The 22,895-nt window shown below is 63.3% G+C and carries 20 protein-coding genes and 1 pseudogene; 12 read left to right on the top strand and 9 right to left on the bottom strand.

Going from position 1 to position 22,895, the window contains the following annotated elements; translation table 11 throughout:
* The first annotated feature begins 52 nt into the window (after nt 1-52).
* Both pyrE and ABID59_RS32435 read left to right on the top strand, forming a co-directional pair.
* Nucleotides 53-616 (top strand): orotate phosphoribosyltransferase, encoded by a 564-nt coding sequence (gene pyrE, locus ABID59_RS32440; RefSeq protein WP_148751624.1) that lies wholly within the window; start codon nt 53-55, stop codon nt 614-616.
* A gap of 153 nt (nt 617-769) precedes the next feature.
* A complete protein-coding gene (locus ABID59_RS32435) occupies nt 770-1,543 on the top strand; it encodes a DUF2865 domain-containing protein (RefSeq protein WP_354086066.1) in 774 nt (257 codons plus the stop codon).
* A gap of 33 nt (nt 1,544-1,576) precedes the next feature.
* Here the strand turns inward: ABID59_RS32435 and ABID59_RS32430 are convergent, their stop codons facing one another.
* The gene (locus ABID59_RS32430; RefSeq protein WP_354086065.1) at nt 1,577-2,008 is read right to left on the bottom strand and encodes a hypothetical protein; all 432 of its coding nucleotides are present in this window, start codon (nt 2,006-2,008) and stop codon (nt 1,577-1,579) included.
* Nucleotides 2,009-2,201: 193 nt separating this feature from the next.
* Between ABID59_RS32430 and ABID59_RS32425 the strand changes: the two genes are divergently transcribed.
* Nucleotides 2,202-2,495, top strand: a complete 294-nt coding sequence (locus tag ABID59_RS32425) for a GIY-YIG nuclease family protein (RefSeq protein WP_148751622.1) — start codon at nt 2,202-2,204, stop codon at nt 2,493-2,495.
* A 63-nt stretch (nt 2,496-2,558) separates the two neighbouring features.
* Here the strand turns inward: ABID59_RS32425 and ABID59_RS32420 are convergent, their stop codons facing one another.
* The gene (locus ABID59_RS32420; protein WP_354086064.1) at nt 2,559-2,786 is read right to left on the bottom strand and encodes a hypothetical protein; all 228 of its coding nucleotides are present in this window, start codon (nt 2,784-2,786) and stop codon (nt 2,559-2,561) included.
* Between the two features lie 207 nt (nt 2,787-2,993).
* On the opposite strand from ABID59_RS32420, the gene ABID59_RS32415 reads away from it, so the two are divergent.
* Together ABID59_RS32415 and ABID59_RS32410 are read left to right on the top strand one after the other, a co-directional pair.
* The gene (locus tag ABID59_RS32415) at nt 2,994-5,519 is read left to right on the top strand and encodes a glycogen/starch/alpha-glucan phosphorylase (RefSeq protein WP_187434887.1); all 2,526 of its coding nucleotides are present in this window, start codon (nt 2,994-2,996) and stop codon (nt 5,517-5,519) included.
* Between the two features lie 95 nt (nt 5,520-5,614).
* The gene (locus ABID59_RS32410) at nt 5,615-6,430 is read left to right on the top strand and encodes an acyl-CoA thioesterase (RefSeq protein WP_148751619.1); all 816 of its coding nucleotides are present in this window, start codon (nt 5,615-5,617) and stop codon (nt 6,428-6,430) included.
* A gap of 161 nt (nt 6,431-6,591) precedes the next feature.
* Here the strand turns inward: ABID59_RS32410 and ABID59_RS32405 are convergent, their stop codons facing one another.
* The 3 genes from ABID59_RS32405 to ABID59_RS32395 form a co-directional block, all read right to left on the bottom strand.
* Nucleotides 6,592-8,208, bottom strand: a complete 1,617-nt coding sequence (locus tag ABID59_RS32405) for a phosphoenolpyruvate carboxykinase (protein WP_148751618.1) — start codon at nt 8,206-8,208, stop codon at nt 6,592-6,594.
* A gap of 282 nt (nt 8,209-8,490) precedes the next feature.
* Nucleotides 8,491-11,085 carry a CHAT domain-containing tetratricopeptide repeat protein gene (locus ABID59_RS32400; RefSeq protein WP_354086063.1) on the bottom strand — a complete coding sequence of 865 codons (2,595 nt, stop codon included), beginning with the start codon at nt 11,083-11,085 and terminating at the stop codon, nt 8,491-8,493.
* 75 nt (nt 11,086-11,160) lie between these two features.
* Entirely contained in the window at nt 11,161-11,895 is a 735-nt protein-coding gene (locus tag ABID59_RS32395) for a HugZ family pyridoxamine 5'-phosphate oxidase (protein ID WP_354086062.1), read from the bottom strand.
* Between the two features lie 242 nt (nt 11,896-12,137).
* Between ABID59_RS32395 and ABID59_RS32390 the strand changes: the two genes are divergently transcribed.
* The 5 genes and pseudogenes from ABID59_RS32390 to ABID59_RS32370 all read left to right on the top strand — a co-directional run bounded on the left by ABID59_RS32390 (nt 12,138) and on the right by ABID59_RS32370 (nt 16,199).
* Nucleotides 12,138-12,839, top strand: a complete 702-nt coding sequence (locus ABID59_RS32390) for a response regulator transcription factor (RefSeq protein WP_027535781.1) — start codon at nt 12,138-12,140, stop codon at nt 12,837-12,839.
* A gap of 200 nt (nt 12,840-13,039) precedes the next feature.
* A complete protein-coding gene (locus ABID59_RS32385; RefSeq protein WP_354086061.1) occupies nt 13,040-14,830 on the top strand; it encodes a sensor histidine kinase in 1,791 nt (596 codons plus the stop codon).
* Nucleotides 14,827-15,294 (top strand): annotated as a pseudogene (locus tag ABID59_RS32380) (HPr kinase/phosphorylase). The gene ABID59_RS32385 and the pseudogene ABID59_RS32380 overlap by 4 nt, the downstream one beginning before the upstream one ends.
* 189 nt (nt 15,295-15,483) lie before the next feature.
* Nucleotides 15,484-15,885 carry a PTS sugar transporter subunit IIA gene (locus tag ABID59_RS32375; protein ID WP_007597752.1) on the top strand — a complete coding sequence of 134 codons (402 nt, stop codon included), beginning with the start codon at nt 15,484-15,486 and terminating at the stop codon, nt 15,883-15,885.
* The gene (locus tag ABID59_RS32370; protein ID WP_354036321.1) at nt 15,882-16,199 is read left to right on the top strand and encodes an HPr family phosphocarrier protein; all 318 of its coding nucleotides are present in this window, start codon (nt 15,882-15,884) and stop codon (nt 16,197-16,199) included. The genes ABID59_RS32375 and ABID59_RS32370 overlap by 4 nt, the downstream gene beginning before the upstream one ends.
* 3 nt (nt 16,200-16,202) lie before the next feature.
* On the opposite strand, the gene ABID59_RS32365 is transcribed toward ABID59_RS32370, so the two are convergent.
* Nucleotides 16,203-17,828 (bottom strand): glycosyltransferase family 39 protein, encoded by a 1,626-nt coding sequence (locus ABID59_RS32365; RefSeq protein ID WP_354086060.1) that lies wholly within the window; start codon nt 17,826-17,828, stop codon nt 16,203-16,205.
* A 113-nt stretch (nt 17,829-17,941) separates the two neighbouring features.
* On the opposite strand from ABID59_RS32365, the gene lepA reads away from it, so the two are divergent.
* Both lepA and ABID59_RS32355 read left to right on the top strand, forming a co-directional pair.
* A complete protein-coding gene (lepA, locus tag ABID59_RS32360; RefSeq protein WP_354086059.1) occupies nt 17,942-19,753 on the top strand; it encodes a translation elongation factor 4 in 1,812 nt (603 codons plus the stop codon).
* Between the two features lie 187 nt (nt 19,754-19,940).
* On the top strand, nt 19,941-20,234 hold the full coding sequence (locus tag ABID59_RS32355; RefSeq protein WP_354086058.1) for a putative antibiotic biosynthesis monooxygenase: 294 nt from the start codon (nt 19,941-19,943) through the stop codon (nt 20,232-20,234).
* A 125-nt stretch (nt 20,235-20,359) separates the two neighbouring features.
* On the opposite strand, the gene ABID59_RS32350 is transcribed toward ABID59_RS32355, so the two are convergent.
* The 3 genes from ABID59_RS32350 to ABID59_RS32340 form a co-directional block, all read right to left on the bottom strand.
* Entirely contained in the window at nt 20,360-20,740 is a 381-nt protein-coding gene (locus tag ABID59_RS32350) for a hypothetical protein (RefSeq protein WP_354086057.1), read from the bottom strand.
* Between the two features lie 427 nt (nt 20,741-21,167).
* Nucleotides 21,168-21,332, bottom strand: coding sequence for a hypothetical protein (locus ABID59_RS32345; protein WP_354036328.1), 165 nt, complete (start codon nt 21,330-21,332; stop codon nt 21,168-21,170).
* Nucleotides 21,333-21,497: 165 nt separating this feature from the next.
* Complete coding sequence (locus ABID59_RS32340) at nt 21,498-22,187, bottom strand: aspartate/glutamate racemase family protein (protein ID WP_354036428.1); 690 nt, start codon at nt 22,185-22,187, stop codon at nt 21,498-21,500.
* Nucleotides 22,188-22,895: the final 708 nt, after the last annotated feature.

The following is a 22,895-nucleotide window of genomic DNA, read 5'->3' as shown; positions in this document are numbered from 1 at the left end:
CAGCCGTCGCGGATAGATTCCGCCACTCTCAAAACGCTTCCGAGGGACCGCCGTGTCGAAATCAGCCTCCCGCGCCCGCCTGTTCGAAATCATTCGCCGCCGCTCCTTCGGCCGGGGCGAGGTGACGCTCGCGTCGGGCCGCAAGAGCGATTTCTATTTCAACCTCAAGCCGACCATGCTCGACCCCGAGGGCGCGACGCTGCTCGCCGAGCTCACCTATGAGACGCTGAAGGACGACCAGCTCGATTTCATCGGCGGGCTCGAGATGGGCGCGGTGCCGCTGGCCGGGGCGCTGGCGCAGATCTCCTGGATCAAGGGCCATCCGATCGCGGCCTTCTTCGTGCGCAAGAAGCCGAAGGAGCATGGCGCCAAGCTCGCGATCGAAGGCCTGCCGAAGGGCGAGACGCTCGACGGCAAGCGCGTCGTGATCGTCGAGGACGTCACGACGACCGGCGGCTCGGCGATGAAGGCTGTGGAATCCGTGCGCGAGACCGGCGCCGAAGTGGTGCTGGTTCTGACCATGGTTGACCGCGAGGAAGGCGCCACCGACACATTTGGTGCGGCCGGCCTGCCGTTCCGCTCGCTGTACACAGCGTCGGAATTTTTGAAGGCTTGACGAGAGGCCACGGCCCCCTCAACCGCTCATTTACCATCCCGCTTTATGGTGAATCATGTGCTGAGACCCGAGAGGTCCCGGCCGGTTCGGTAGCGTCGGGTGGAGTAAGCGTTGCGTACAGAATTGTCCCATGCGCGCCGGCGGCGTCGCGCGATGCTAGTGGCCGCCACCGTTGCAGCACCGCTGCTTGCAGCTCCGGCCCCGGTTTCGGCCGAAGGCCTGTTCGACTTCTTCTTCGGCGGAGCCCAGCAGCGCCCGCAGCGCGACGTGCCGCAGGCGAACTCCTACGTCGATCCCTTCGCTAGTCAGCAGAACCCCGCCGTTCAGCCGCAATATGTGCCGCCAACCCGCTCGGCGGCGGCCGGGGGCTCCGGCCCGGCCTTCTGCGTGCGCAGCTGCGACGGCAAATATTTTCCGCTGATGCGCGGCCTCGCCTCGCCGGCACAGATGTGTCAGGCCTTCTGTCCTGCCAGCACCACAAAGATCTTCTTCGGCTCCTCAATCGACGGCGCCTATTCGCAGGCCGGCGAGCGCTACGCCGACAGCGAGAACGCGTTCGCCTACCGCAAGGCATTGCGCGCGGACTGCACCTGCAACGGCCGCGAGCCGGCCGGGCTCGCTCCGGTCGATTTGACGCTGGACAGTTCGCTGAAGGCCGGCGACGTCATCGCCACCACCGATGGCCTGGTCGCCTATACCGGCGTCCGCCTCGGCATTGACCAGACCGCCGAGTTCACCCCCGTCGCCTCCTATCCCGGCCTCACCGCGCAGGTCCGCGCCCGGCTCGGCGAGATGAAGGTGGCGCCGGTTCGCGCTGAGACGGTGGCGGCAGATGCGCCGGCAGCCGAGATCGTGCGCGAGACGCTGCCGGATGTGACGGTGCCGAAGACGCCAGCGAAATCGGCGAAGCGGGCGGGATTGGATTAGAGCCCGGCTTTAAACCAAGCCGTCATTGTTGCGCTATCTCCCGATGATCACCCCGATCACATTCGGCGCCGCCAGATATTTCTCCTCGATCGCCGCGCGCGCGGCAGCACGGTTTTCGGCCGTCATCAGGCCGCGCTTCTCGGCCAGGATCATCCAGCAAAAGCCCCACCAGTCGGTCAACATACCCGTCTCGCTGACGAGGTCGTAGCCCTGCTCGGCCGCGAAGATGCGCGCATGCGATTCGTCCAGCGTGTCGAGGAAATGATGATCCTCGGGCGCGAACAGATCGTCGCTGATGTCGTCGATGGTGTAGCCCCAGATCGACTGGCACACCGCGTTGAACTCGCGGTCGAACCGGTCGTCGTCGACGGCATGGCGCCGCGCCGCCTGGTGCAGCCGCGACAGCGACCGCGCGAAATCGGCGATCCGGGTGAGGGCAAATTGATCGAAGGCAATGGTGGACATGTAGTCCTCGCGACGGCTGTCAGACCCTAGATGTTGTGTCGGCAATGCGCCGAATCACAATGATATATCAAAGACTTGCTAAAGTGTTCTTAATTTGTTCTGATGAACAATGAGGGCGGAGCAACGTCGTCCCGGCGAAGGCCGGGACCCATAACCACGACTGCCAGACGTTTTCAGAAATGGGTGCCCAGCAATGAATGCACCAGCCGCATACTACGTCTACATTCTCGCGAGCCGGCGCTACGGCACGCTGTACATCGGCGTCTGCAACAACATCAGCAACCGACTTGCATTACATCGTTCGGGACGTGGCTCGAAGTTCGTGAAGAAGTATGGCGTGACACGGCTGGTCTACGTCGAGACGTATGCATCGCCGTCCGAAGCGATCGCACGCGAGAAAGCGCTGAAGGAATGGCAGCGTGACTGGAAGATTCGCTTGATTGAGCGGGATAATCCGGATTGGCGCGATCTCTCGCGCCTTCTCTGACAGCTGTGGTTATGGGTCCCGGCCTTCGCCGGGACGACATCGTTTTCGTTGCACAAGCCGTCCTCAATTCACCGCCGATATCAACCGATCCCCGCACGCACTCGCATAAAACTTCCCACCGCATTGGTGCTTGATGGCGGCGCAACGCACGGCGGGAGTTGCATTTTGCGGAACGGCAAAGCCGCAGCTGAGACCGTCGGCGCTGCGCTTGCCGGCGGCGAAGGCAGCGCTCGAAGTGGCGATGCAGATGACAAGAAGCGCTGCAGCGGCGATTTCGATCAGCAGTCTCATGGGGCGTCTCCTCCACACTGATGGCTGAATCTGTGGTCAATGTAGCACCAAATCGGCGTTCCTCCGTGCTGCTCCGGGTTCCCAAAGCGGCCCGTTCCTTGCATAATTTTGCGCCAGCGCAGTGCACGGCCGCGCCAGAGATGGTTCCGGTGCAGGGGCAAGACGCGTAGGGTTCAGTGGTGTTCTCGCGACCAGGAAGTGACGGCCTTGCAAGATCAATCGTTCCAGCCAAATTTCGCCGCCCCCGGTCAGCCCATCGACGAACTCGCGTTATCGGAGATCAAGGGCGCGATCCTGGCGAAGCTCCGTCTTGCCATCGGCAAGGATGCGGGCATGGCGACCAGGCATGACTGGTACCAGGCCGCAGCGCTCGCACTGCGCGACCGCATCGTGCATCGCTGGCTCTCGGCCGAGAAGCGCAGCTACGACGCGGGCCGCAAGCGCGTCTATTATCTCTCGCTCGAGTTCCTGATCGGCCGCCTCTTCACCGATGCGCTCAACAATATGGGGCTGCTCAAGATCTTCGAGGTCGCGCTCGGCGATCTCGGCGTGTCGTTGCCTGAGCTGCGCAAATGCGAGCCGGATGCGGCGCTCGGCAACGGCGGCCTCGGGCGTCTCGCCGCCTGCTTCATGGAGAGCATGGCGACGCTGTCGATCCCCGCGATCGGCTACGGCATCCGCTACGATTACGGCCTGTTCCGCCAGATCATCAATCAGGGCTGGCAGCAGGAATATCCGGACGAATGGCTCGGCTTCGGCAACCCTTGGGAACTGCAGCGGCCGGAAGTGATCTACGACATCAATTTCGGCGGCGGCGTCGAGCATGTCGACGACAAGGGCCGCGACCGCGCGATCTGGCATTCGGGCGAGACCGTGCAGGCGATCGCCTATGACACCCCGATCGTCGGCTGGCGCGGTCAGCACGTCAATGCACTGCGGCTGTGGTCGGCACGCTCGCCCGATCCGCTCAAGCTCGACGCCTTCAACAAGGGCGACTATGTCAGCGCCAGCGCCGAGCAGTCGCGCGCGGAAGCGATCTGCAAATTCCTCTATCCGAACGACGAGAGCCCGGCGGGGCGCGAGCTGCGCCTGCGCCAGGAATATTTCTTCGTCTCGGCGTCGCTGCAGGACCTCATCAAGCGGCATCTCGCATCCGACGGCCAGCTGCGCAGCCTGTCGTCCAAGGTCGCGGTGCAGCTCAACGACACCCATCCGAGCCTCGCCGTCACCGAGCTGATGCGCATCCTCGTCGACCTCCACAATTTCCGCTGGGACGAGGCCTGGAAGATCACTGTCGCAACGCTGTCGTATACCAACCACACGCTGCTGCCGGAAGCGCTGGAGACCTGGCCGGTCGAGCTGTTCGAGAAGCTGCTGCCGCGCCATCTCGAGATCATCTACCGCATCAACGTGCAGCATCTGGCGCTGGCCGAAGCGCGCGCCCCCGGCGACATCGACTTCCGCGCCTCGGTCTCGCTGATCGACGAGAAGAGCGGCCGCCGCGTGCGCATGGGCCAGCTCGCCTTCGTCGGCTCGCACCGCATCAACGGCGTCTCGGCGATGCATTCGGACCTGATGCGCGAGACCGTGTTCCACGATCTCAACCATCTCTATCCCGGCCGCATCACCAACAAGACCAACGGCATCACCTTCCGTCGCTGGCTGATGCTGGCCAACCCCAAGCTGACCGATCTCCTGCGCGAGACCTGCGGCGAGGCCGTGCTCGACGATCCGACCCAGCTCTCGCTGATCGAGGCGCGCGCCAGCGATGTCGAATTCCAGCGGAAATTCCGCGCCGTCAAGCTTCACAACAAGACGGCACTGGCGCGCTTGATCGGCGAGCGGCTCGGCATCAAGGTCGACCCGAACGCGCTGTTCGACGTGCAGATCAAGCGCATCCACGAATACAAGCGCCAGCTGCTCAACGTCATCGAGACGGTCGCGCTATATCAGTCGATCAAGGACGATCCCAACGGCAATTGGGTGCCGCGAGTGAAGATCTTTGCCGGCAAGGCAGCGGCGAGCTACCGCTACGCCAAGCTGATCATCAAGCTGATCAACGACGTCGCCGAAATCGTCAACAACGATCCCGCGATCGGCGGCAAGCTGAAGGTCGTCTTCCTGCCCGACTACAATGTCAGCCTTGCCGAAGTGATCATTCCCGCGGCCGACCTGTCCGAGCAGATCTCGACCGCCGGCATGGAGGCCTCCGGCACCGGCAACATGAAGCTGGCACTCAACGGCGCCATCACCATCGGCACGCTGGACGGCGCCAATATCGAGATCCGCGACCAGGTCGGCGTGGAGAACATCGCGATCTTCGGCATGGAGGCCGGCGACGTGATGATCAAGCGCAAGCAGGGGCTGGACGCCTCCGACGTGATCCGGAATTCGCCAAAGCTCCAGCGCGCCATCAACGCGATCGGCACCGGCGAGTTCTCGCCCGGCGATCCCGGCCGTTTCGAATCCATCGCGCATGCGCTGCGCTATCTCGACCACTACATGGTCAGCGCCGATTTCGATTCCTATTACGAGGCGCAGCGCAGCGTCGACGCGCGCTGGCTGGTGGCGCCGGCCTGGACCCGTGCTTCTATCCTCAACGTCGCGCGCATGGCGTGGTTCTCCTCCGACCGCACCATCCGCGAATATGCCGAGGAAATCTGGAACGTGCCGGTCAATCCGGTCACGCCGCCGTTTCAGACGGCAGAGGAATTGCGTGATGCGGCGAGCTGATTTGTCTGCACCGTGAAATCGGCTACCCCAGAGGTAATTGCACAAGCCGGCCACGGACGTGATATGACGTCCGTCATTGAACCCCGGACATGACAATGCACGCCAAGCTCCCGCATCCCTTCGACGACGCCACCCGCATCACTGCCGGGGACTCGAGCTGGCAGGGGCACACCAGTGACGACTACTGGGCCTTCGTCGGACCGTTCGGCGGCGCCACCGCCGCGACGATCCTGCGTGCGCTGATCGAGCATCCGCAAGCCGCCGGCGATCCGCTGGCGCTGACCGTCAATTACTGCGCGCCGATCGCCAAGGGCCCGTTCGATCTCGACATCCGGCTGGTGAAGGCCAACCGCTCCAGCCAGCACTGGAGCGTCGAACTGTCGCAGGGCGGCGGCGAGGTCGCAACGCTTGCCACGGCAGTGTTCGCCGAGCGCCGGCCGTCCTGGGAGCACAAGGTGGCACAGTACCCGGACGCAAAGCCATTCGAGCAGACATTGCCGTTTCCAACAATCTCGGCGTCCTGGGCCAACCAGTACGAATTCCGCTTCGTCGAGGGCGAGATGCGGATCGGACCGCCGCAGGTGGAGCTCGCCAGCACCTATTCGAAAATCTGGATCAGCGATCGCGAGCCGCGCAGGCTCGACATGCTGTCGCTGATGTCGATGTCGGATGCCTTCTTCGGCCGCATCTTCCACGCAAGGCGCGAGCTCGTGCCGTTCGGCACGGTGTCGCTGACGACCTATTTCCACACTGACAGCGAAGAGCTCGCGGCCGAGGGCATCACACGTGTGCTTGCGACCGCCGACTCGAAGATCATGCACAAGAGCTACGCCGACCAGAACGCCGAGCTGTGGTCGCCGAACGGCAGGCTGCTGGCGACCACGACGCAAATTGCGTATTTCAAGGCGTAGGCGCTTCCACAAACTCGTCATTGCGAGCGCAGCGAAGCAATCCAGACTGTCTCCGCGGAGGGATCCTGGATTGCTTCGCTGCGCTCGCAATGACGGTGGAGATATCTCGCGAAAAAAGGCGAGCCTCACGGCCACCCTTTTGCGTTTCAATCGATGCGAGATTACTCCGCCGCGAGCTTTACGTCCGGAGCGGCCGCGCGCACTTCGGCGTCGACCTGGGCCTCGAACTTGGCAAAGTTCTTCTGGAACATGCCGACCAGCGCACGCGCAGTCTTGTCGAACTCGTCCTTGTCCTTCCAGGTGTTGACCGGGTTGAGGATCTCGCTCGGCACGCCCGGCAGCGCGGTCGGGACCGCGAAGCCGAAATATTTGTCGGTACGGAATTCGACATTGCGAAGCGAGCCGTCGAGCGCGGCCGTGAGCAACGCGCGCGTCACCTTGATCGGCATGCGCGAGCCCGTGCCGTACTTGCCGCCGGTCCAGCCGGTGTTGACCAGCCAGCAGTCGACATTGTGCTGGGCAATCAGGTCACGCAGCATGTTGCCATAGACGCTGGGGTCGAGCGGCAGGAAGGGCGAGCCGAAGCAGGTCGAAAATTCCGGCTGAGGTTCGTTACCCAGACCGCGCTCGGTACCGGCGACCTTGGCGGTGTAGCCGGAGAGGAAGTGGTACATCGCCTGCGCCGGCGACAGCTTGGCGATCGGCGGCAGCACGCCGAAGGCGTCAGCGGCGAGCATCACCACGTTCTTCGGCTGCGGCGCACGGCCGGTGCGCGAGGCGTTCGGGATGAAGTCGAGCGGATAGGCCGAGCGGGTGTTCTCGGTCTTGGAGCCGTCGTCGAAATCGACGACGCGGGTGTCCACGTCGAGCACGCAGTTCTCTAGCACCGCACCGAAGCGGGTCGACGCCGCGTAGATCTCGGGCTCGGCTTCCTGCGAGAGCTTGATGCACTTGGCGTAGCAGCCGCCCTCGAAATTGAAGACGCCATTCGGACCCCAGCCGTGCTCGTCGTCGCCGATCAGCGTACGGTTCGGATCGGCCGACAGCGTGGTCTTGCCGGTGCCGGACAGGCCGAAGAAGATCGCGGTGTCGCCGTTGGCGCCGACGTTCGCCGAGCAGTGCATCGGCATCACGCCGCGCTCGGGCAGATAATAGTTGAGCGTGGTGAAGACCGACTTCTTCATCTCGCCGGCATAGTAGGAGCCGCCGATCAGCACGATCTTGCGGGCAAAGTCGATCGCGACGACGTTCTCCGACTTGCAGCCATGGCGCTTCGGATCGGCGCGGAAGCTCGGCATGTCGATGATGGTGAGCTCGGGCGTGAAGCTCGACAGCTCGACCGCCTCGGGGCGGATCAGCAGCGTGCGGATGAACAGCGAGTGCCAGGCGAGCTCGGTGAAGACGCGGGTCTTGATCCGGTAGGCCGGATCGGCGCCGCCATAGAGGTCCTGCGCAAACAGGCTCTTGCCTTCGGCGTGCTTGAGGAAGTCCTGATACAGCGTCTCGAACTGCTCCGCGGTGATCGACTGGTTGCCGGCCCACCACATTTTCTTGTCGGTGGTGGTGTCACGTACCGTGAACTTGTCCTTCGGGCTGCGGCCGGTGAACTCGCCGGTGTCGGCGCAGAGTGCGCCATCCGCGGACAGCACCGCCTCGCCCGCTGAGAGCGAGTATTGATAGAGCTGTGGTGCGCCCAGGTTCCAGTGAACCTGCTTGAGATTGTTTAAGCCGAATTTGTCGGCGCCAAAAGCACCGTTGCGCACACCCGTCTCTTGCACGAAAAAGTCCTCCTAGAACCCGCGACACATAGCGCGACCTAACCTTGGCGCCATCGCGGTCACCGTGAATTACAGGCCGTCCGGCCTCGGTTGGACGACGTAATACTGATGAACGCCGACGTTGCCAAGCTGATCCCGCAGGATTTGGTTTATTCAAGGACCGCGCCAAACGTCGCGCATGTCAGCCCTGAGCAGGCGTGCCAAAGAATCGCAAATGATCGCGCAACCAAATGCCTGTTTCGGCGTTGTCGGATGTTTTGCGACGCACAATCCTGCGCCGGTCTATCGTACCGCACCTTCGCCGATCAGCGCGAACGGCCCCCACATCGCGGGGTAGGCATTGCGGGGCGACGAGGCGTCATCAACGTACGTTAACATCGCGCGCCGCAGAGCTTCGGCTCTGCCGATTTTTGGTTCGTTCTTGAGCAGATCGAAGGTCGAAATGGTCAAGCGGGTAGCAGCCTCCGAATCCACTGCCCAGTGCGAAACCAGGAGCGCGCGTGCGCCGGCATAGAAGAAGGCGCGCGCCAGTCCCGACAGGGCCTCGGCGCCCGGCTTGTCGCCGGCGATCGTGTTGCAGGCCGATAGCACGACCCAATCGGCATTGAGCTTGAGCTGGGCAACTTCGCTCGCCGTGAGCAGACCATCGTCGAGCTCCGAGGGCTGGTCGGGAATCGAGAGCGCAAGCGATGGCTCGCCCACGCCCTTGATGTCGCCGGCGACGAGGCCGTGGGTCGCAAAGTAAATGATGCTGTATTGAGCAAGCGGTGCACGCTTGAGCGTCGCTTCGCTGGCATCGCGGCCGAGATGAATGTCGGCATCAGTCGCACCGACATCTTTCGCCACGGCACTCAGCTCGTCCGCAGTATCGGGCAGTTGCGGCAGCGCCTGCGCAAGCCGCGCGCGATCGACACCGGCGCCGCGCCAGAAATCGGTATAGGCTGATGTCACGATGCTGCGCGCGGCAACCTTGCCGCTCGCAGCGCGACGATCGCCGAGCACACCCTCGGCGGGATTGAACACGGGATCGCCAAAGCCGGTCATCGGCTTGACGGCCTGATCCTTGCGCGCAAAAGCGCGCAGCGATTTCAGGCTGACCACCGATGGCAGCACCGAGACAGCCTGACGGCGCAGCAGCCAGGCGGCGCTGCGATAGCCTTCGAGCGTCTCCGGGATCGCAGCTTGCGGCGGCTCCGTGACGAGCAGATGAAACGGCAGCGCAGTGAGCGCGCCCGACGGCACAGTGAGCAGGCTGCGCTTGTCCCTGGTCAGCGCCTCGACCGGGCCGAGCAGCGTAACATAGAGTTCGTTGGCGAGCGCGAGGTCGAACAAGCCTGGTTTGCCGGAGCCATCGCGCGCCTTGCCGACATCGAGACCTCGGCGGAAAGACGTGACCTTCTGCGCCAGCGCGTCTGCGCCAAGCGGAATTTCCTTCCAGTCGGCGCCCTCGCGCGTGATGGCAATGACGTAGCTGCGGCTGTCGACGGCGGAATAGAGCACCATCGCCTCATCGGCCGACAGCAGGGGCTGGACGTCCTTGACCGTTAGCGGCAGCGGGTTGGATAGCGAGGCGTAGTCGGGGAATTCAATGGCGAGCGTCTTCTGCAAGACGGCGCGCTCGCCTGTGATGGCTGCGATCCGCGCGCGACTGCGCTGCTCGGAGGCAACATCGCGCTGCGCGGAGGGCTTCGACACGGCCGCGATGATCGCCTTGTCCAGCGCCTCGGATTCGGCTGCGAGATCCTGGTCCTTGCGCACCAGCTCGGCGAGCCGGTCGCTGCCGGCGGCGAGCCGCACCGCGAGCTTGCTCACGGCCGATGCAGCGGAGGATTGCGTGCCGCGCTGGATTGCGGCGAGCGCCTCGTCCAGCCCCTTGTCTTGCGGCAGCAGCGATTGCTGGCGCGCCGCAAACAGGATCGGCAGCACCACGCGCAGCTGCGCGCGGCTGTTCGCAAGCGTTTTTTCCGCGAGCGGCAACGCGTCCGCGGTCCGCCCGGACACAAAGAGGAAATAAGCGAGATTGCTGGTGGAGGTCGCGACGTCAGGATGATCCGGGCCAAGCGCACGCTCGCGGATGGCGAGCGCGCGGCGATACAGCGGTTCGGCATCGGCATAGCGCTGCTCGTGCTCGTAGAGGCCGGCGAGATTGTTGAGCGAGCGCGCGACGTCGGGATGATCCGGTCCCAGCGCTTTTTCGCGGATCGCGAGCGAACGCTTGATCGGCGCTTCGGCGTCGGCGTCGCGGCCGAGATCGCGATCGACCTGGCCAATGTTGTTCAGGACCGTGGCGACCGCAGGATGCTCGGGCCCGGCAGCCTTCTGGTAGATCGCGAGCGCGCGCTGAAGCAGCGGTTCGGCTTCGGCCTGGCGCTGCTGCCTGACATAGAGCGTGGCCAGATTGTTGAGAGCCTGGCCGACATCGGGATGCTCGCGTGACAGGCTCGTCTCCCGGACCGCCAGCGCGCGCTTGAACAGCGGCTCGGCCTCTGCCAAGCGGCTCTGCCGCTGATACAGCGCGGCGAGATTGGTCAATTCAGCCGCGACCAATGCGTTGTCCAGACCGAGCGACTGCTCCATCAATGCGATCGAACGCTTGTAGAGCGGCTCGGCGAGGTCGTCCCGGCCCTGACCGGCATAGACCTGACCGAGATTGTTCAAGGCGGCCGCAAGTTCGCGACCGTTGTCGCTCTTCTCCAGGCTCGCGACCATCGCCTGCGCCAAAGGAAGCGCTTCCGAATATCTGCCGGCCTTGGTGAGATCGTTGATCCTGGCACTCTCCGTTGCAAGATTGCCCTTCTGGGCAAGGCCTGGCGCGGCCAGCGATGCGGTGATCGCCAGCGCCAAACCCGCAACCCATACCAAACGACAACGCGTCATGAACCCTCTCGCTGCGAGACTTAAAACCATCACGGTCTTGGGTCGCGGCGATGGGCAGCGGCGTTCAATTTGTGGCTACTTCGTCTTTGCCCGCGCTTCGCCGGCCAAACGGACCAGCATCTTGCGCAGCGCTGTGCCATCAGTGACCCGCTCCGGAAAGTCCAGCCGCAGCGCAGTCTGGCCATCCTGCATGTCGAGGCCCTCAGGGTCGCAGCCGGTGCAGCGCCAGTCGCCCTCGGCCGCACCGAGGAGCTTTGTGGCGTAGAGGCCCATGGCGTCGCGGTGGTCGGCATTCATGTGCTCGACCGCGCCTTCCTCGCTCGCCAACAATTCCTCGGCGCCGGAGAGGTCCGTGAGGAATTGCTCGGGCTTGAGGTCGACGATCCGGCCAAAGCCGGCGACCAGATGGGCTGCCGTGGGCTGGATCCGGAAGAACGAAAAATCCTTAAACGACACAAAGGCTTCCGCCGACGGATGGGCATTGAGATACCGCCGCTGGAGAAGATCCTTCTCGGCGTCGGCCTGTTCGGCCCGGCCAGACAGCATGATCCGGGCGCCTTCCAGCGGATCGCCCGCCGCGCGCTCGTCCAGCATCAGCGAGACCCGGCTATCCGCCATGATATTCCTGGTGTGCACGGCCAATCCCGAGATCAGCAGGATCGGGGAACCGTCGGGATGGCTCGCCAGATTGACCAGGGAACAATAGGGATCGCCGCTGCCCGCCATCAACGTTGCAAGTGCGCCCTGCCGCGACCGCCTCAGCAGCGATTTGGCGAGCACTCCGGGGGCGAAAGCGGGGGTCGGTTGCATCGGCTTTCTCGGCTCAGGTGGTTGCAAGGAGGGCCTTTTTTCGGGTAAACGAGGGCCGGGGTATGGGTCGACATGCGGCGAATCTGCCGTGTTTCGCGGAACTTGGTCACACTTCAGCCCAGCTTGCATTGCTCGGTGACAAAGTTCGAATTCCAAGTTCGGGACCCATGTATGCGGCGCATCACTGGATTGCTCGCCGTTTAAGCCACGACCCAAACGGAAAGCAGAAAGCAGAGAGGCTCATGCCCACAATCGCTTTGGTCGACGACGACCGCAACATTCTCACATCCGTCTCGATCGCGCTGGAAGCCGAAGGCTACCGCATCATGACTTACACCGACGGCGCCTCCGCGCTGGACGGTTTCCGCACCACCCAGCCCGATCTTGCCATCCTCGACATCAAGATGCCGCGCATGGACGGCATGGAGACGCTGCGCCGCCTCAGGCAGAAGTCCGACCTGCCGGTGATCTTCCTGACCTCCAAGGACGAGGAGATCGACGAGCTGTTCGGCCTCAAGATGGGCGCGGACGATTTCATCCGCAAACCGTTCTCGCAGCGTCTCTTGGTCGAACGCGTCAAGGCGGTGCTGCGCCGCTCGGCGCCGAAGGATCCGACCGTCGCGCCGAAGGAGAACGACGCCAAGGCACTCGACCGCGGCCTGCTGCGCATGGATCCGGAACGGCATACCTGCACCTGGAAAAACGAGCCGGTGACGCTGACCGTCACCGAGTTCCTGATCCTCCAGGCGCTGGCGACACGGCCCGGCGTGGTCAAGAGCCGCAACGCGCTGATGGACGCCGCCTATGACGACCAGGTCTATGTCGACGACCGCACCATCGACAGCCACATCAAGCGGCTGCGCAAGAAGTTCAAGGTGGTCGACAACGATTTCGAGATGATCGAGACGCTCTACGGCGTCGGCTACCGCTTCAAGGAAGCCTGAGGCGCACGCGCCTTCACAAAGTGCAGAGTTCAAGCCCGGTTCTGATTCCATCGGAACCGGGATGGCTCTAAAGCGCGATGTGATCGCGCTTCAGGTTATCGTTTGAGCATGATCTTTCGGAAAACCGCTGCACACTTTTCCGGATCATGCTCTAGGATGCGGGAACCGTCGCACAAGCTGTCCTAACGCGGGCGTAAGCATTGCTTGACCGAACGCAGCCTGATCGGAGTTCGAACGCCGAGGACGTTACCGCCCACGGCGCCTCGGAGCATGAGGACAAGCTGGTCGCGCGAGGCTGGGGGCCGCTGAACTGGCTCAAGCGAGCCGGCCAGTTCTTCTTTGCGCTGTCCTTCTCGAGCCTGACCCGCCGCATCGTCTCGCTCAACCTCGCGGGGCTTGTCGCCCTGGTCGCGAGCATCCTGTATCTGTCGCAGTTCCGCGCCGGCCTTATCGACGCGCGCGCGCAAAGCCTGCTGGTGCAGGCCGAAATCATCGCCGGCGCCATCGGCGCCTCGGCGACGGTGCAAACCAACGCGATCACCGTCGATCCCGAGCGGCTGCTCGACCTGAAACTGGGTGAGAGCTACGGCGGAGTGGACGATTCGCTGGATTTTCCGATCAATCCCGAGCGCGTGGCGCCGGTGTTGAGCACGCTGATCTCGCCGACCAAGACCCGCGCGCGGATTTTCGATCCCAATGGATCCGCGCTGCTCGACAGCCGCGATCTCGATAGCGTGCGGGGCATTCCACTGCCGCCGTTGTCGGAAAAGCCGGGCCTGGTCGAGCGCGGCATGGTCGCGGTGCGCACCTGGCTGAATCGCGGCGACCTGCCGCTCTATCGCGAGCTCGGGCGCGAAAACGGCAAGGGCTATGTCGAGGTGGCCGATGCGCTCCAGGGTCAGAAGCGCTCGATGGTGCGGGTCAATTCGCGCGGCGAGGTGATTGTCTCGGTTGCGGTCCCCGTGCAGCGCTCACGCGCCATCCATGGCGCGCTGATGCTGTCGACCCAGGGCGACGAAATCGATCAGATGGTCACGGCCGAGCGCCTGGCGATCCTGAAAGTCGGCGGCGTTGCCGCCGCGGTCATGATCATGCTGTCGCTGCTGCTCGCGAGCACGATCGCAGGTCCTGTGCGCCGGCTCGCCGACAGCGCCGAGCGGGTCCGCCGCCGCATCAAGACTCGCGTCGAGATTCCCGACTTCACCCGCCGCCGCGACGAGATCGGTCACCTCTCCGGCGCGCTGCGCGACATGACCAACGCGCTCTACAAGCGGATCGAGGCGATCGAGATGTTCGCCGCCGACGTCGCCCACGAGCTGAAGAACCCGCTGACCTCGCTGCGCTCCGCGGTCGAGACGATGCCGCTGGCGCGCAACGAGAACAGCCGCGCCCGCCTGCTCGAGGTAATCGAGCACGACGTCAAGCGGCTCGACCGCCTGATCTCCGACATCTCCGATGCGAGCCGGCTCGATGCCGAATTGCAGCGGCAGGATGCGATCCCGGTCGATCTCAGGCGGCTCCTGGGCACGCTGGTTGCGGTCGCCAACGAAACCAAGCTCGGCCACGACGTCGCAGTCGAGGCACGCTTCGAGGGCCGCGGCCCGACCGACATTTTCGCGGTCACTGGCCATGATTCGCGGCTCGGGCAGGTGGTCTCCAACCTGCTCTCCAACGCGCAGTCCTTCTCGGAAGCCGGCAGCAAGGTGCGCTTGACCTGCCGCCGTGTCCGCGGCGAGATCGAGATCGTGGTCGACGACGACGGCCCCGGCATCCGCGACGACGCGCTGGAGCGCATCTTCGAGCGCTTCTACACCGACCGGCCGCATCAGGGATTTGGCCAAAATTCCGGCCTCGGACTGTCGATCTCCAAGCAGATCATCGACGCCCATGGCGGGCGCATCTGGGCGGAGAATCGCGCCGGCCCCGCTGATGAAGACGGGGCGCCGACAATTGCCGGCGCGCGCTTCGTGGTGAGGCTGCCGGCGCTATGAGCGACGGCGGGCCGAGCGTTCACGCCTCCGCGGTCAAGGTCGGCCCCCTGGCGGTGCTGATCCGCGGCCCCTCGGGGGCCGGCAAATCGCGCCTTGCCTTCGATTTGATCATGGCTGGACGCTCGGGCGTGGTCGAAAGCGCCGTCCTGGTCGGCGATGACCGTGTCCATCTGGCGACAGTCGGCCAGGAAATTGTGGTCCGTCCCGCTCCGATTCTGGCCGGGCTGATCGAGATCCGGGGACTGGGAATCCGCGGCTGCGACTTCGTGGAGCATGCGACGGTCGGCCTCGTGGTCGATCTGGACGCTGACGATGCCGAACGCCTGCCGCCGTCGGAATCGCTGAAAACCACCATTTTGGGTGTCGAAATACCGCGAATCCCGGTCAGGCGCGGCTATTCGCCCCTCCCCTTGGTTGTCGCGGCCTTGACTACTACCAAGAGTTAACGTGCGGCCAACCCTTGAGACGATTGTTTGAAGGGAAATGGTAACCATATGAACCCCACACTCGCGACCGAATAGACCGGCGCAGCTCCCCTCATCCATCCGTCTAGATTCAGGGAGATACGCAACATCCCCTCTTGCGCAGGGGCTCTGGATGGTCAAAGTGGCGCGTTCGTGCGGTGCACCAAAAGCGCCCGCGGGAGTTTTCCGATGATTGGTCTAGTACTTGTGACCCACGGGCGCCTTGCCGACGAATTCAAGGCAGCGCTTGAACATGTCATGGGCCCACAAAAGCAAATCGAAGCGATTACGATCGGTGCCGAAGATGATTCCGATCTGTGCAGAAGCGACATCATCGAGGCGGTTAACCGCGTCGATTCCGGCGACGGCGTTGCGATCCTCACCGACATGTTCGGCGGCACCCCGTCGAACCTCGCGATTTCCTGCATGAGCCGGCCGAAGGTCGAAGTGCTCGCGGGCATCAACCTGCCCATGCTGGTGAAGCTTGCCAAGGTGCGGGAGGAGCGTCCGCTGCCCGACGCGATCGCGATGGCCCAGGAAGCCGGCCGCAAATACGTCACCATCGCTAGCCGAGTGCTCGCCGGCAAATGAGCGACGACGCGCCACAAGCCGGGACGGGCGTGCCCGCAGGCGCGATCTCCAAAGAGCTCCTGATTATCAACAAGCGCGGCCTGCACGCCCGCGCCTCGGCGAAATTCGTCCAGGCGGTCGAGCGCTTCAACGCGCAGGTGTGGGTCACGCGCGGCGGCGAGACCGTCGGCGGCACCTCGATCATGGGCCTGATGATGCTCGCGGCAGGACCGGGCACGACGATCCGGGTCGCCGCCGCCGGCGCCGATGCGGAAGCCGCGCTCGCGGCGATTGCGGAACTCGTCGAGAGCAAGTTCAACGAAGAGGGGACCTGAAGGTCACTTCTCCGGCGGGGCGATGTAGACGTTCCACGTCATCGACGGGCCGGCCTTGCCGTGGGTGAAGCGGCGCGTCGTCATCACCATGCGCTCGGCGTTCGGCGCGATCTCGGACACCCACTTCTCGAATGCCGGCAGGCGGCCATCGGTCGGATCGAACACGCCGACAAAACCGTATTTCTTGACGTCATCGAGTGTCGTCAGCCCGGACCCCCACGCCTCGTTCGGCGTGAAAGCAGCCGGATGATCGGGGCTGTAGAACACCATCGGCTGGATCGATTCCATCGTGCCGGCGACGATCGCCCAGCGCGAGACGAAGCGCGAATGCCAGGCTTGCGTCAGCTCGCGCGCGAGCTCCGAGCGTGCGCCATAGGTCGCCGTGTTGTCCGAATTCACCGCCATCTCGCGTGCGGCGATCCAGGGTGAAGCGACGAGCGTCGCGACGCTGAGCACGAGCCAGATCGCTACGATGTTGAACAGCACGGCGCTCTGCACCCGCAGCGCCGGAATCGCGACCAGTGCAAGCGGCACCAGGAAGAACAGCGAGATGCCCCAATCGGTCTTGATGTAAATGCTGAACGCGAGCGCGCCGAGCGGCGGACCGGCCGCGACGATGATCTGGATGATCCAGATGTTCAGCGCCTGGGAAGCATTGACGCCCACATTGGCGCCGCGCGCCCAGGCCCGCGTGACGATGCGCAAGGGAGCGCGCATGAGCAGCGAGAACCACGGCGGCACCAGCGCCATCGCGAATGCGGCGAGCGCCACGGGAAGAGCCAGCAGCGCGGCGTTGTGCAGGACATAGCCGAACACGAGCTGCCGTACCTGGCCCGCATCCTCGATGCTGTAGGTGTCGCCGGCATAGGTCAGCGGCACGAAATGCGCATCTGCAAGCCAGACGATGTGCGGGATCATCGCCACCGCCAGCGTCACGATCGCGACCCAGGGCGCCGGCGACAGCAGGAATCTCATGCGCTCCGGATGGATCAGTGCGGCGAGCCCGATGGCGCCGATCATGGTCAGCACCCAGTATTTCGTCATCAGCGCCAGCGCGCCGGCAAGCCCGAGCCAGAGTCCGGACTGCCAGCTCCGCTTCTCGAACGCGTTGAGATAAGCGAGCACGACGAGCGGCAGGGTGACGAGCTGAAGCAGATCGGGGTTGTACTTGAAGCCCTTGAAGTTGAAGATCGGATAGAGCGCGACCATCACCACGACCAGGAACGCGCGGCGCGGATCGACCACACGCAGCGCCACCAGCCAGCAGATCACCATGCCGACGCTGACGGTCGCCATCGCCAGCGCATAGGTCGCCCAGTCCGCCGCCGGAAACACCTTGAACCAGAGCCCGGCGATCCAGCCCGACAACGGCGGATGCTTGCCGTAGCCCCACAGGAATTTCTGGCCCCAGCCCCAGGCTTCTGCGACGTCCATGTGAACGTCCTGCGCCGCCTTGAGATTGATCAGGATGAAGGTCCAGATCACGGCATGCAGGATGGCGAGCTGGATCACCAGCCAAAGCCGGGCTGAGGGGTGGGTCGCGTAGGCAGCCAGCCAGGCCCGGAAGCGGTCAAAGCTGAGGCGGGTCTTCGCGCGCGCCCGGGCGGAGGGGATCGAGGTCGCTGACATCGGCTTTGCGTAGCGCGTTTTGGCTCCGCTTGGAATCAGCTTGGCGTGAAGAAAGGCCCTGAAAATACAGCAATATGGTTGCCGCACGGGGATGTGAGTGGTATCCCGCGCCCATGACGACCGTCCCCATTTCCAACATCCGCAATTTCTCCATCGTCGCCCATATCGACCATGGCAAATCGACGCTGGCCGACCGCCTGATCCAGATGACCGGGGGCCTGACCGACCGCGAAATGGCCGGCAAGGAGCAGGTGCTCGATTCCATGGACATCGAGCGCGAGCGCGGCATCACCATCAAGGCGCAGACGGTGCGGCTCGCCTACCACGCCAAGGACGGCAAGGATTACATCTTCAACCTGATGGACACGCCCGGCCATGTCGACTTCGCCTACGAGGTCTCGCGGTCGCTGGCGGCGTGCGAAGGTTCCCTGCTGGTGGTCGACGCCAGCCAGGGCGTCGAAGCGCAGACGCTCGCCAACGTCTACCAGGCGCTCGACAACAATCACGAGATCGTCCCGGTCCTGAACAAGGTCGACCTTCCGGCCGCGGAGCCCGAAAAGGTCAAGCAGCAGATCGAGGACGTCATCGGCATCGACGCCTCCGACGCCGTGATGATCTCGGCCAAGACCGGCCTCGGCATTCCCGACGTGCTGGAGGCCATCGTCACCCGCCTGCCGCCGCCGAACGGCGATCGCGACGCGACCCTGAAGGCGCTGCTGGTCGACAGTTGGTACGACGTCTATCTCGGCGTCGTTGTTCTGATCCGCGTCGTCGACGGCGTCATGAAGAAGGGCAGCCGCGTCCGCATGATGGGCACCGGTGCGGCCTACGACATCGAGCGCGTCGGCTTCTTCACGCCGAAGATGACGCAGGTCGACGAGCTCGGCCCCGGCGAGATCGGCTTCATCACCGCCGCGATCAAGGAAGTCGCCGACACCCGCGTCGGCGACACGATCACCGACGACAGGAAGCCGGTCACCGAGATGCTGCCGGGCTTCAAGCCGGCGATCCCCGTGGTGTTCTGCGGCCTGTTCCCGGTCGACGCCGACGACTTCGAGACGCTGCGCGCCGCGATGGGCAAGCTGCGGCTGAACGACGCCAGCTTCTCCTTCGAGATGGAAACCTCGGCCGCACTCGGCTTCGGCTTCCGCTGCGGCTTCCTCGGGCTGTTGCACCTCGAGATCATCCAGGAGCGGCTGTCGCGCGAATTCGACCTCAATCTGATCGCGACCGCGCCGAGCGTCATCTACAAGATGAAGCTCAACGACGGCAGCGAGATCGAGATCCACAATCCGATCGACATGCCCGACGTGGTCAAGATCGCGGAGATCCAGGAGCCCTGGATCGAGGCGACCATCCTCACGCCCGACGAGTATCTCGGCAGCGTGTTGAAGCTGTGCCAGGGCCGCCGCGGCGCGCAGAAGGAGCTGACTTACGTCGGCTCCCGCGCAATGGTGAAATACGATCTGCCGCTCAACGAAGTCGTGTTCGACTTCTACGACCGCCTGAAGTCGGTCTCCAAGGGCTACGCCTCGTTCGACTATCATCTGACCGACTACAAGCCGGCCGATCTCGTCAAGATGCAGATCCTCGTCAACAACGAACCGGTCGACGCGCTCTCGATGCTGGTGCATCGCACCCGCGCGGAGGGGCGCGGCCGCGCCATGGTCGAGAAGATGAAGGACCTGATCCCGCCGCACATGTTCCAGATCCCGATCCAGGCGGCGATCGGCGGCAAGGTGATCGCGCGCGAGACCGTGCGCGCGCTGCGCAAGGACGTCACCGCCAAGTGCTATGGCGGCGACATCACGCGCAAACGAAAACTTCTGGAGAAGCAGAAGGAAGGCAAGAAGAAGATGCGGCAGTTCGGCAAGGTCGACATCCCGCAGGAAGCCTTCATTGCCGCGCTGAAGGTCGACAGCTGAGGCTGTTCAACGTTCGGCCCGGGATGTCCTGGGGGCCGGACACCCCAGATCTCGAAAACAACCCCATGCACAGTAGCCGACGCCTTGTCGGCGCTGTGGTTTTTCGATTTTTACGAAAATCGGTTGACGCGTCGGGCAAAACACCGGCAGGATGGCATCATGGCAGTGGTGCAGCCGGCAGGCGACGATGTCCCATCAACCCATCCCCATCACGATTGCGCTCATCGCCCGAATACCGGCAGAGGGCGTCGCGGACTTCAGAGCCTACGAGGATGCGGTGCTGCCGCTCTTGCCCGAGTTCAACGGGCGCCTGGAGCGGCGGCTTCGAAATGCCGATGGCACGATGGAAATCCACATCGTCAGCTTCGCATCCGAAGCGGACTTCCAGAACTATCGGAATGACCCACGGCGAACGGCTCAAGTCTGGCTGCTGGAAAAATCATCCGCCAAGCTGGAATTGGCTCCGATGGCGAACGTCTGACGGCTCAATGATCGCTTCATGATCTGATGAAGGCAGCGAATGCACGCCGCGCCGTTCCATGGTTCTGGAGGATCGTCGCCATCATGGCTTGAACGCTCATGAACCCTCGTCTGAAAATTTGATCGTCATAAAAACAATCCGAAGGAGATGCCAAGGACGATGGATGCGCAACGCCCGTAGATGTACGGGGAAGCGCGTCGGACGGCAGCCTCGCTGATTGCGCCAGTTGTGCTCGAAACGCGATTTGAAGGTGCAACAGAATCGAATCGCTCTTCGGGGATGAAAATTAGTTCAGCCTCATAATCGTAATGACTCCGACGCAAAAAAAGAAAATAGGCTGCAATCAACAAGAATAAAGGGAGGAGTACATGGATACTGCGGGTCGCCTGCGCGCGATGGCAGTGTTGTGCCGTCAGACAGCCGCGCGTCATCCTGATCGAAGTTGGAAACTGCTCGCCGAAGCTGAGTATTGGGAACATTTGGCCAATGATGCAGCGCTCGATCATTTCGACCGTTGCTCGGTTTGCCCACCGCTTCACGGAAGGCGCAGCATTACACAGCCGGCCGCGGCACCCGCGGAGTGACTGCGAAACCAAATAGTTTGTTAGCTTCTGTGTGCCTAACTTGATGAGTGCCGCCCACCGCCGATTGCGGCACATTGGAATGGGAATGCCGGCCCCGGCTGTTACCCCATCCTGCGGCTGGGGCCGTTTTGAACTTTCACAGCATCGTTCAACCCGGTCCACAACCATGATTAGAGGCTTCGCTATAGCGCTATTCGGAATGGGGTTCCTTTCCCAGCTTGATCGCGCGCTCTTCTACGGTCGCAATACTGAGGCCGCGCTCCGGCTCATGCGGGACATCAGCAGAGGCTTCGGACTGTAGGACACCGTCCGTGCGCCTCGTTGAGCAGGCAGCGCCCCGACACGGCCGCTACTTCTTCAACAATATTCCTTTCGCTCGCGCCATTCGCCTGATTGATCCGGCATGGCGGCCCAATTCGGCGGCGATCTTCAATGCTCCAACGCCCCGCCGGGCCAGCGCGCCCAACCGTCGAATCTCCTGCTCGGTCCATTGCTTTGGCTTCGGTGTCTTCATGGTGCGGCCCCGCGACCTGCACCACTTAACGACTGCGGCTAGGGGCCAGCACTTGGGAAATTTACGGGTGGCGCACCCGGGTCGATAACCGCTTCTGGCCCGGAAGCAGAGATGGCCGAACTCTCGGCTTCAGAGGCGCGCGCTTAACCTCCGCCGACATTGCCCTCACCCAATCGCGAAATCGGCCGCTGCCTCCGCGTGGATCGCTGTGGTGTCGAACGTCTCGACCGATGTATCGGCAGCACCCACCAGCATCGTGATCTCGGTGCAGCCGAGGATGATGCACTCCGCCCCGCGCTTAACGAGCGCGGCCATCACGTCCTGATAGCGGCGGCGCGAGGGTTCGGCGACGACACCAAGGCACAGCTCGTCGTAGATGATGCGGTTCACGTCGGCCCGCTCGTCGGCTGCGGGAATGAGGACATCGAGATCATGCGCGCGCAGTCGATCGATGTAGAAATCTTCTTCCATCGTGAACTTGGTGCCCAGCAGCCCGACCCGCCGATATCCCTTGGCCCGGATGCGCTGCGCCGTTGCGTCGCCGATGTGAATGAAGGGAATGGTCAGCTTCGACGTGATTTCAGGCGCGAGCTTGTGCATCGTGTTCGTGCACAGCACGATCGCTCGCGCTCCGGCGCTTTCGAGCCGCGCGGCCACCTCCGCAAGGCTCGCCGCCGCCTCGGCCCAGCGGCCGGCGTATTGCATCTCCTTGATCTCCTGGAAATCGTAGGAATACAGTAACAGCGGCGCCGAATGCAGCTTGCCCATACGGTCGCGGACGCGCTCGTTGATGAGCTTGTAGTAGAGCGCGGTGCTCTCCCAGCTCATACCCCCGATCAGGCCGATGGTTTGCATCTTGGCGTCTCCGAACAGTGATTCAACCGTATTGTAAACGAGGACGTCGAAGCTCGCCATCACGTCGTCCTGAGGTGCGAGGCCCGCGATGCGAATGCATCATCGGTCTGATACAGTTCGTAGGATGGGTTGAGCTCTTGCGAAACCCATCGCGCTGACCAGCGTACAGCGGGAATGAAATTCGATGGGTTTCGCTTCGCTCTGCCCATCCTAAGAGCTATGCGCTCGCAAGCGCCTTGGCTGATGCATTGGCGTGGTCTCTTTGCTCGATAAATCTACGAGCGCGAGGGATGGGATCATGCAGATACTGATCTGGTCCCCGCATCTGTCGCTTGTTCAAGTCTGCTGTAGAGAGGAGGTTGAAGTCCACCCTTCGGATTGCGCAGAGCCAACCGTCATATTGACTAGACCATACACGCTTGTGATGCTCCAGGAGCCGGTCACGGATAGAATAGCCGTGATAATCGAACGCAATGACGCCGTTGGTTAGGTAGACATGGGATCCTAAGAAACTTCCGGCCGGGATCACGCGCTCCGCATAAAAGCCAGGAAGCGGAGGCTGATCCAGGAAAACTCCAGCAAGGATATGGCAGGCGCCGTACCCGAAGAAGATACGGTCCGGCAGTGACCACCGCCGATGCGGGTCCGCCTTAACGCCTGGCTTGAGAACGTACATCGTGGTCGCTCGATACTGATTCGCAAGGCGGG

The sequence above is a fragment of the Bradyrhizobium sp. S3.3.6 genome (genome assembly GCF_040546905.1).
In the GTDB taxonomy this organism is placed as follows: domain Bacteria; phylum Pseudomonadota; class Alphaproteobacteria; order Rhizobiales; family Xanthobacteraceae; genus Bradyrhizobium; species Bradyrhizobium cytisi.
The sequence above is the reverse complement of the archived record's forward strand: the minus strand, read 5'-3'. Positions and strand labels throughout refer to the sequence as shown.